This window comes from Streptomyces sp. NPDC002577 (assembly GCF_053594815.1).
In genome coordinates, this window is record NZ_JBSFWK010000060.1 from 37,951 (window position 1) to 48,556 (window position 10,606).

General features: G+C 68.5%; 4 protein-coding genes, 1 tRNA gene and 1 rRNA gene. 1 reads left to right on the forward strand and 5 read right to left on the reverse strand.

Translation table 11 applies throughout. The features are described from left to right. Positions 1-115: 115 nt before the first annotated feature. On the reverse strand, positions 116-799 hold the full coding sequence (locus ACWD4J_RS39970) for a response regulator (protein ID WP_451400470.1): 684 nt from the start codon (positions 797-799) through the stop codon (positions 116-118). Between the two features lie 244 nt (positions 800-1,043). Beyond that, positions 1,044-6,527 carry a HAMP domain-containing protein gene (locus ACWD4J_RS39975; RefSeq protein ID WP_451400471.1) on the reverse strand — a complete coding sequence of 1,828 codons (5,484 nt, stop codon included), beginning with the start codon at positions 6,525-6,527 and terminating at the stop codon, positions 1,044-1,046. 272 nt (positions 6,528-6,799) lie between these two features. On the opposite strand from ACWD4J_RS39975, the gene ACWD4J_RS39980 reads away from it, so the two are divergent. Next, positions 6,800-9,472, forward strand: coding sequence for a SpoIIE family protein phosphatase (locus ACWD4J_RS39980; protein WP_451400472.1), 2,673 nt, complete (start codon positions 6,800-6,802; stop codon positions 9,470-9,472). Between the two features lie 78 nt (positions 9,473-9,550). Here the strand turns inward: ACWD4J_RS39980 and ACWD4J_RS39985 are convergent. The 3 genes from ACWD4J_RS39985 to rrf form a co-directional block, all read right to left on the reverse strand. Beyond that, positions 9,551-9,626, reverse strand: a tRNA-Thr gene (locus tag ACWD4J_RS39985). Positions 9,627-9,734: 108 nt separating this feature from the next. After that, positions 9,735-10,415, reverse strand: a complete 681-nt coding sequence (locus tag ACWD4J_RS39990; RefSeq protein ID WP_451400473.1) for a DegT/DnrJ/EryC1/StrS family aminotransferase — start codon at positions 10,413-10,415, stop codon at positions 9,735-9,737. A 98-nt stretch (positions 10,416-10,513) separates the two neighbouring features. Then, positions 10,514-10,606: ribosomal RNA gene (gene rrf / locus ACWD4J_RS39995) — 5S ribosomal RNA — on the reverse strand; the annotation flags it as partial.

Genomic DNA, 10,606 nt, shown 5'->3' on the forward strand with positions numbered 1-10,606 from the left:
TTACCGTCGGAGACGAGACGGGACACGTGTGCCCACCGCTTCACCCTTTTGTGTCGCCCGGGATGCGGCGGTGAGCTGACGGTGCCTCAAGAGATTTCGTACGGGCCCGGAGGGTTCAGTTCTGCGAGGGCAGCGAAGGCGCGCCCGTCCCGGTGCCCGGCTCCAGGGCGTCCAGGGCCCTGCGCAGGCCGGTGAGTTTGCGTTCGAGGTGGGCAGCGGTGGCCACCGCTGCCGCGTCCGCGGAGTCGTCGTCGAGCTGCTTCGACAGCGCCTCGGCCTGCTCCTCGACGGCAGCGAGCCGCGCGGAGAGCTCGGCCAGCAGACCCGCGGGCTCCTTGGCGTCGCCGACCGCGGTCTTGCCGCCACCCTCGAGCTGGAGCCGGAGCAAAGCCGCCTGCTCACGCAGTTGGCAGTTCTTCATGTAGAGCTCGACGAACACCGAGACCTTGGCGCGGAGCACCCAGGGGTCGAACGGCTTGGAGATGTAGTCCACGGCGCCCGCCGCGTAACCCCGGAAGGTGTGGTGCGGGCCGTGGTTGATGGCCGTGAGGAAGATGATCGGGATGTCCCGCGTCCGTTCCCGCCGCTTGATGTGCGCAGCGGTTTCGAAACCGTCCATGCCCGGCATCTGAACGTCCAGCAGAATGACCGCGAAATCGTCCGTGAGCAGTGCTTTGAGCGCTTCCTCCCCGGACGATGCCCGCACCAGCGTCTGATCGAGCGCAGAGAGGATGGCCTCCAGCGCCAGCAGATTCTCCGGCCGGTCATCGACCAGGAGGATCTTGGCCTTCTGCACCATGGCCCGCCCTCCTCGTCCCGGCAGTGCACCGGGCGCCGCCCCAGGGGACGACTCCCTATCGCCGCCCGCCCTTGTGCCGGTCATGGTAGCCGCACCCTGCCGGTCGCCACACCCTGTCACCGCGATGTCACTGTGCACGTAGCAGAAACGCGGTGGGGGACCAGAAGGTTCCCCGGATCCCGCACTTCTACACGGCTTCGGGCACAGTCAGTCAGCAAGTGGACAATGCCCGTCCGCCACGCGGTCACTCTTCACGCATCCACTGCTCCATCACGGAGAGCAGATGGTCCGGATCGACCGGCTTCGTCACATAGTCGGAAGCCCCGGACTCGATGGCCTTCTCCCGGTCGCCCTTCATGGCCTTCGCGGTGAGCGCGATGATCGGCAGCCCGGCGAACTGGGGCATCCTGCGAATCGCCGTCGTCGTCGCATACCCGTCCATCTCGGGCATCATGATGTCCATCAGTACGACCGTCACATCATCGTGCTGTTCCAGGACTTCAATGCCCTCGCGGCCGTTCTCCGCGTACAGCACGGACAGCCCGTTCTGCTCCAGGACGCTGGTCAGGGCGAAGACGTTGCGGATGTCGTCGTCGACGATCAGCACCTTCTCGCCGTCGAACTGCAGGGCGCGGCGCTCCTGGGCCGCCGGCTCCTGTCCGCCTGTCCAGCCGTCCTGCGCCGCCGACTGGCCCGGCAGAGCGGCCCGCTGGTCGGCGGCCGCCACAGCCCTGCGCCGGCGCCGGAACAGCGCGGCAGGCCCTGTCTGCGTGTCACGGTACGACCTGACCTCGGCGGGCGTCTCAGCCGCGGAGGCCGTCAGCGCCCGCACCGACGCCGCCGTGTCGCCCGGCTCGATCACCGGAGCGAGCTGCGGGTAGCCCTGCGGCGGCAGTTCGCTCGGGTACAGCGGCAGATAGAGCGTGAACGTGGAGCCGCGCCCCGGCTCGCTCTGGGCGTGGATCTCACCGCCCAGGAGCCGCGCGATCTCCCGGCTGATGGACAGCCCGAGGCCCGTACCGCCGTACTTGCGGCTCGTCGTGCCGTCGGCCTGCTTGAACGCCTCGAAGATCACGCGCATCTTGCTGGCCGCGATACCGATGCCGGTGTCGGCGACGGAGAACGCGATCAGATCGGCGTCCGCGTCGCGCAGCGAGCCCGCTTCGAGGAGCTGCTCCCTGATCGCCATCGGCACGTCGTTGCCCGCCGGGCGGATCATCAGCTCGACGGCTCCCGAGTCGGTGAACTTCACCGCGTTGGACAGCAGGTTGCGCAGGACCTGCAGCAGCCGCTGCTCGTCCGTGTGCAGCGTCGCGGGCAGCTCCGGCGAGACGCGTACGGAGAAGTCGAGGCCCTTCTCCGCGGTGAGTGGCCGGAACGTGGCTTCGACGTAGTCCACGAGCTGGACGAGCGCGATCCGCGTCGGCGAGACGTCCATCTTGCCGGCCTCGACCTTCGACAGGTCGAGGATGTCGTTGATCAGCTGCAGCAGGTCGGAACCGGCGCCGTGGATGGTCTCCGCGAACTCGACCTGCTTCGGGGAGAGGTTGCCCTCGGCGTTGTCCGCGAGCAACTTGGCGAGGATCAGCAGGGAGTTGAGCGGCGTACGCAGCTCGTGCGACATGTTCGCCAGGAACTCGCTCTTGTAGCGCATCGAGACCGCGAGCTGCTCCGCGCGCTCCTCGAGGACCTGGCGCGCCTCCTCGATCTCGGTGTTCTTCACCTCGATGTCGCGGTTCTGACGGGCCAGCAGCTCGGCCTTCTCCTCGAGTTCCGCGTTCGAGGCCTGAAGGGCCTTCTGCCGCTGCTCCAGTTCCTCCGAGCGCAGCCGCAGCTGTTCGGTGAGCTCCTGCGACTGCTTGAGCAGTACTTCGGTCTTCGTGTTGACGCTGATCGTGTTGACGCTCGTCGCGATCATCTCGGCGATCTGGTTGAGGAAGTCCTTCTGGATCTGCGTGAACGGCTGGAAGGACGCCAGTTCGATCACACCGAGGACCGTGCCCTCGAAGAGCACCGGCAGCACGATGACATGCGCGGGCGGCGCATCCCCGAGCCCGGATGCGATCTTCAGATAACCCGGCGGGACGTTCTCCACGAGAATCGTCCGCTTCTCCTTGGCCGCGGTGCCGATCAGCGTCTCACCGGGCCGGAAGGACGTCGGCATGGACCCCATCGAGTAGCCGTAACTGCCCAGCATGCGCAGCTCGTACGCGTCCTCCTCGGTCGCGGCGCCCAGATCCGTGGCGTCGTCCGTGGGCAACGCCACGAAGAACGCACCGTGCTGTGCCGAGACGACCGGCGTCAGCTCGCTCATGATCAGCGAGGCGACGTCCTCGAGGTCGCGGCGACCCTGCATCAGACCCGAGATACGGGCCAGGTTGCCCTTGAGCCAGTCCTGTTCCTTGTTGGCGAGCGTGGTGTCGCGCAGGTTCGCGATCATCGTGTTGATGTTGTCCTGCAGAACCTGGATCTCGCCTGCCGCGTCGACGTCGATCTTGAGATTCAGGTCGCCGCGGGTCACCGCCGTCGCCACGGCCGCGATGGCACGCACCTGACGGGTCAGGTTGCCGGCCATCTCGTTCACGGACTCCGTGAGGTCGCGCCAGGTTCCGTCGACGTCACGCACGCGCGCCTGGCCGCCCAACTGGCCGTCTGTACCCACCTCGCGGGCCACCAGGGTGACCTGCTCGGCGAAGCTGGACAGCTGATCGACCATCGTGTTGATGGTGGTCTTCAGTTCGAGGATCTCGCCACGAGCGTCGATGTCGATCTTCTTGGTCAGGTCGCCCTTGGCGATGGCGGTGGTCACCATCGCGATGTTGCGGACCTGGCCGGTCAGGTTGGACGCCATCGAGTTCACGGACTCGGTGAGGTCCTTCCACGTACCGGACACGCCCGGCACGCGCGCCTGGCCGCCGAGGATGCCGTCCGTGCCCACCTCGCGAGCCACGCGCGTGACCTCGTCGGCGAAGGAACTCAGCGTCTTCACCATCGTGTTGACGGTGTCCGCGAGCTGGGCGACCTCGCCACTCGCCTCGACCGTGACCTTCTTGGTGAGGTCGCCGTTGGCGACCGCCGTGGTGACCTGGGAGATCTGGCGCACCTGGCTGGTCAGGTTGTTGGCCATCAGGTTGACGTTGTCGCTGAGGTCCTTCCAGATGCCCGTGACGCCGGGCACCCGGGCCTGGCCGCCCAGCTGGCCCTCGGTGCCCACCTCGCGGGCCACCCGGGTCACCTGCTCGGCGAAGTTCGACAGCTGGTCCACCATCGTGTTCACGGTGGTGACGAGCTCGAGGATCTCGCCCTTGGCGTCGACGGTGATCTTCTTCGACAGGTCGCCGCGGGCCACCCCCGTCGTGACCTCGGCGATGTTGCGTACCTGCATGGTGAGGTTGTTCGCCATGCCGTTCACGGACTGCGTGAGGTCCTTCCAGGTGCCGGAGACCCCCTTCACCTCGGCCTGGCCGCCGAGGATGCCCTCCGTACCCACCTCGCGCGCCACACGCGTGACCTGCTCGGCGAAGTTCGACAGCTGGTCCACCATCGTGTTGAGGGTGTTCTTCAGCTCCAGGATCTCGCCGCGCGCGTCCACGTCGATCTTCTGCGACAGGTCACCGCGGGCCACCGCGGTCGCGACCTGCGCGATGTTGCGCACCTGGGCGGTGAGGTTGCCGGCCATGCCGTTCACGGAGTCCGTCAGATCGCGCCACACACCGGCGACGCCCGGCACCTGGGCCTGACCGCCCAGCCTGCCCTCCGTACCCACCTCGCGGGCCACCCGGGTCACCTGGTCGGCGAACGCCGACAGCTGGTCCACCATCGTGTTGATGGTGTTCTTCAGCTCCAGGATCTCGCCGCGCGCGTCCACGTCGATCTTCTGCGACAGGTCACCGCGGGCCACCGCCGTGGTCACCTGGGCGATCTGCCGCACCTGCGAGGTCAGGTTCCCCGCCATGAAGTTGACGGAGTCCGTCAGCTCCTTCCAGGTGCCGCTGACGCCGTCCACGCGCGCCTGGCCGCCCAGCCTGCCCTCGGTGCCCACCTCGCGCGCCATACGCGTGACCTGGTCGGCGAAGCTGGAGAGCTGGTCCACCATCGTGTTCACGGTGTTCTTCAGCTGGAGCATCTCACCGGAGACGTCGACGGTGACCTTCTGCGAGAGGTCACCGTTCGCCACCGCCGTCGTCACCTGGGCGATGTTGCGGACCTGCCCCGTGAGGTTGCGGAACGCCGTGTTGACGGAGTCCGTCAGGTCCTTCCACGTACCGGCCGCGCCCTGCACCGTCGCCTGCCCGCCGAGCTCACCCTCGACACCGATCTCGCGCGCCACACGCGTGACCTCGGAACCGAACCTGGAGAGCTGGTCCACCATCGTGTTGACGGTGTTCTTCAGTTCGAGCATCTCGCCCGCAACATCGACGGTGACCTTCTGCGAGAGGTCACCGTTCGCCACCGCCGTCGTCACCGTGGCGATGTCGCGCACCTGGGTGGTGAGGTTGCGGAAGACCGTGTTCACCGAGTCGGTGAGGTCCTTCCACGTGCCCGCCGCGCCCGGCACGTTCGCCTGGCCGCCGAGCTGCCCCTCCGCGCCGACCTCGTTCGCCACGCGCGTGACCTCGTCGGCGAACGTGCGCAGAGTCTCCGTCATCTGGTTGATGGTCTCGGCCAGTTGTGCGACCTCGCCGCGTGCGCTGACCGTGACCTTCTGCGACAGATCGCCGTTGGCGACGGCCGTGGTGACCTGAGCGATCCCCCGCACCTGCGCGGTGAGATTGCCGGCCATGAGGTTCACCGAATCGGTGAGGTCCTTCCACACACCCGCCACACCCGGCACCTGCGCCTGCCCGCCGAGCTCCCCCTCGGTACCCACCTCGCGCGCGACACGGGTCACCTCGGAGGAGAAGGACGACAGCTGGTCCACCATCGTGTTGACGGTGTTCTTCAGTTCGAGCATCTCGCCGGCGACATGGACCGTCACCTTCCGCGACAGGTCTCCCTTTGCGACTGCAGTCGTCACGAGAGCAATGTCACGCACCTGCGCCGTCAGCCGGTACGCCATGGTGTTGACCGAATCCGTGAGGTCCTTCCACGAACCCGACATACCACGCACCCGGGCCTGCCCGCCCAGCTTGCCCTCCGTGCCCACCTCGCTGGCCACGCGTGTGACCTCGTCGGTGAACGTGGACAGCTGGTCCACGAGGTTGTTGACGGTGCGCCCGACCTTCAGGAACTCACCGCGCAGCGGATGCCCGGCACCCTCAGGACCCTGCGCGCGCAGCTCCATACGCTGCTGGAGGTCGCCCTCCGCCACCGCGGACAGCACCCGGCCGACCTCGGACACCGGCCGTACGAGGTCGTCCACGAGCGCGTTCGACGCATCGATCGCCGCGGCCCAGGACCCCTCACAGGCGCGCACTTCCAGCCGCTCTGTGAGCTTTCCCTCACGGCCGACGACACGCCGGACCCGGGAGAGCTCTCCCGTCAGATGGAGATTCCGGTCGGCGACTTCATTGAAAACCGCCGCAATCTCGGACATCACGCCGTCACCCGAGACCGTCAGCCGTTTGCGGAAGTTACCGTCCCGCATCGACTGGAGGGCCGCGAGCAGCCTGTTGAGGGCCGCGGTATCCACCGCGGTGGCCCCATTGCGTGGTGTGCGCTGCTTGTTCAGGGACTGTCCGCCTTTCGCGCGCGTCTTAGTGCTCCGCGTCGCTGCGCCAGACTCCACTGTGTCCCTCCCGCAGGGGTCGACCGTACTGCTCGGCTTGCTCGGGCTGTCTCTTGAAGCTTGCCCAGTGTTTCACCATGGCTGAACCAGGCCATAACAGTTCGGCAGCTTCGCACACCGTCCGCACACCCTCCGGGCGGAAACACACGCGACCGGCATCCGCATGGACGGCGAAGGTAAGTAACCTTGCATGCGGCTGTCCAACCACCCCGGTCCGCCCGGCCAGGGCTGGTGGCCGGAACGAACGGGCAAAACGGAGGGGCGGCCTCAGTATGACCACAGGAGACCTGGGCGTCGACACTCGAGCGAGGAGTTCTGTGATCACCGCACGCGCGGCTGCCACCTTCGACCCCGTCGGGCGTTCTGTTGCGACTTCCCGCTCCTTCGTCCGCGACACCCTCCAGGGATGGGGATTCACCGACATCGTCGACGACGCGGTGGTCCTCACCAGCGAGCTGGTCACCAATGCCGTGGTACACGCCGGCACCGCCGCGGAGGTCCTGTGCCTTCGCACCGGCGACGGCGCACGCATCGAGGTCGCCGACCGCTATCCGGAGCGCGAGATCCCCCTCCAGCAGTCGCTCGCGACGATGGGCAGCCCCGACCGCGAGGGCGGCAGGGGACTGCAGCTGTGCGCCGCGCTCGCCTCCCGCTGGGGCGTCGAGTACACCTCCACGCACAAACAGGTGTGGTTCCAACTCGACCTTCCCGAACGCCCGGTGGGCACCCGCACCGCAGGCCCCTCGCTCCCCACCGAGCTGCTGCCGCTGGCCGACGGCCGCGTGCGCGTCGCGGTCGTCCAGATCGACCGCACCAGCGCCGTCACCGCCTGGAACGAGGACGCCGAGGAACTCTTCGGGTACGCCGCGGAGCAGGTCACCGGCAAACCCCTCACGGACTTCGCGGCCTGGCCGCACACCCCCGGCATCAGCACGGGAATCGCCGAGGCCCTCCAACTCTCCCGCTGGGAGGGCAGTTACGGCATCCGCGGCGCCGACGGCCGCGTGACGCCCGTCTACGCCTCGCATCTGCGCGTCCGCGACGCCGACGGCGATCCGTCCACCGTCTGCCTTCTCGTACGCGACCACGAGCGCGCGGTCCTGCAGACCCCGCTGCGCGGCCCCTCCTCCCACCCGGACCCCGCAAACCTGACCGACGGCCATGCCGCGGACCCCTTCGAGGTGTTCATCGGCTCCCCGGCACCGGACGACCTGGACGGGCTCCTGCAGCGCACAGTGGAGCGCGCCCGGGACATGCTCGACGGCGACGCCGCATTCCTCCTGCTGGCCACCGACGACGAGACGGAACTGGAGGTCCGCGCCTCCACGGGCCTGCCGTCGGCCCGCCAGCGCTTCGCCCGCGTCCCCGTCGAGGCCGGGCCCGGCCGTTACGGTTCGGCGCGCATGCCGTCCGTCCACGAGGACCTCGCGGATGTACCCGGCGCCGTGCCGCTCCTCAACGGCACAGGCCTGCGCTCGGTCGTCACGGTCCCGCTGAAGGTCGAGGGGCGCCTCACGGGCTCCCTCGGCGTCGCGGCGGAGGCTCCCGACCGGTACTCCAACGAGGAGGCCCTGCGCCTCCAATTCGCCGCCGACCGCATCGCCCTGGCCGTGGAATCCGCACGCCTGGGCGAACTGGAGCGACTCCGCCGCGGCTCACTGTCGTTCCTCGTGGAGGCCTCCGACCTCCTCGCGGGCACCCTGGACCGCGACCAGACCCTGGCCCTCATGGCCCAGATGACGGTCCCGACCCTCGCCACCTGGTGCGCGGTCTACACGATCGCCGACCAGTCCTCCGAGCCGTACCTCTCGTACGTCCTGCACGAGGACGAGGAGCGTATCGACGGCCTCAAGGCGCTGCTGTCGCGGATCGCCCCGCCCGACCCGGTCCCGACGCCCGGCGCCCGTGTGTGGAGCACCCCGTCCGAGGCCGCCCACGAGGCGGCGCTGCGCACCTCGATGCGCAGCCTGGGCCTGGGCGAGCCGGCCAGCGTGAGCTCCGGCATCGGTACGACGCTGGCGACCGCGTCGGCCGTCGGCGGAGAGACCGTCGTGCTCCCTCTGGTGGCCCGCAACCGCGTCATCGGCATGCTGACGCTGGGCAAGCCCTCCGACGAACACTTCCGCCAGGAGATCCTCGAACTCGCAGAGGATCTCTCCCGCAGGGCCGCCCTCGCCCTCGACAACGCCCGCCTGTACTCGGAGCGTACGGCGATCAGCCAGTCCCTCCAGCGCAGCCTGCTCCCCCCGGAGCTCCCGCACGTGCCGGGCGTCGAGGTCGAGGTCATCTACCGCGCCGCGGGCGAGGGCAACGAGGTCGGCGGCGACTTCTACGACCTCTTCCCCATCCGCGACGGCGCCTACGGCTTCGCGATCGGCGACGTCTGCGGTACGGGCCCGGAGGCGGCAGCCGTCACAGGCCTGGCCCGGCACGCCCTGCGCCTGCTGGCGCGCGAGGGCTTCGGCGGACCGGCCGTCCTGGAGCGCCTCAACGCCGCGATCCTCGACGAGGGCGCCCGCAGCCGCTTCCTGACGCTGCTCTACGGCGAGTTGTGGCCCCAGGAGGACGGCTCCGCCGTCCTGAAGGTCGTCTGTGCCGGCCACCCGCTGCCGCTCCGCCTGCGCCAGGACGGCACGGTGGAACCGGCTGCAGAACCGCAGCCGCTCCTTGGCGTCATGGAGGACCTGGAGTTGTACGAGCAGACGGTCGTCCTCGACCCGGGTGACGTCCTGTTGTGCGTCACCGACGGCGTCACGGAGCGCCGCGAGGGCACACGTATGCTCGGCGACGACGGCCTCACGGATGTCCTGACCACCTGCACGGGCCTCACGGCCGGCGCCGTCGCCGCGCGCATCATGCGCGCGGTGGAGCGCTTCGCGTCAGACGCGCCCTCGGACGACATGGCGATTCTGGCGATGCGGGTGCCGGGTCTTCAGAAGGACTGAGGTCCCGGGCCCGGTGGCCCGGGTGGCCGTATAGGAAACAAAAAAGCCTCCGCCCGACAGGGCGGAGGCTTTCTACTGTGGAGCCCCCAAACGGAATCGAACCGTTGACCTTCTCCTTACCATGGAGACGCTCTGCCGACTGAGCTATAGGGGCCGGCCGCCTTGCGCGGTTTCCCGCGCGGCAACGAAATAAATCATACCTCGAACTCACGTGTGCGCCGAACCACCGGCCGCGGTTTGCAAGCAGTCGCCGTCCGGCGCTTCAGAAGGCGGGTTGCAGCAGTCCGCCGAGCGCATTGCACGCCGAGACGATCCGGTGCATCTCCCGCCGCGAGAGTGAGGCATCGACGGGCAGCGCCAGGGTCTGGTCGGCGGCCCGCTCGGTCTCCGGAAGACACACGTCGCGCCGGAATCCGGGAATGCGGTGCAGAGGCGTCTTGACCGGCACTCGCCCGTCAACTCCCCTGGCGCGTATGGCTCGCGCGAAGGCGTCCCGGTCAGGCCGTCCGTTTCCGGGCACCCGCACGACGTACTGCTCATAGGTATGCCGCGCGCTGCCGACGGGCGTTATGACTCCGCTCAGCCGCTGGTCGAGGTAGGCGGCACGCTCTCGTCGCTGCGCCACCCCGTCGCTCGGCGGTGCGTCCAACTCGCCCTGCTCCAGTACGAGAAGCCCGTGCCGCTGTCCGATACTCCGCAGCGCGTCGACGTCAGCCGGCCTGCCGAAGCGGTGCACGACAACGACTGCCGCCGTACGCGGAGTTACGGCGGCCGCGACGGCGGCGGGATCAAGGCAGTACGTCGCCGGGTCTATGTCGGCGAAGACAGGTACGGCTCCGGCAAGGACCACGGCCTCGGCAACTTCGACGTTCCCGAACGCCGGCACCACGACATCGTCGCCGGGCCCGATGCCGGCGGCCCTCAGCAATCCAACTGTCCCCATGGGGCGATGCTGACCGCGCAACGTGAACGCAAGATGACGCAAAACAAAAAGGAGCTGGTCCCCCGACCGAAGTCGGGGGACCAGCTCCTTGAAAGATTGTTCGGCGGCGTCCTACTCTCCCACAGGGTCCCCCCTGCAGTACCATCGGCGCTGTGAGGCTTAGCTTCCGGGTTCGGAATGTAACCGGGCGT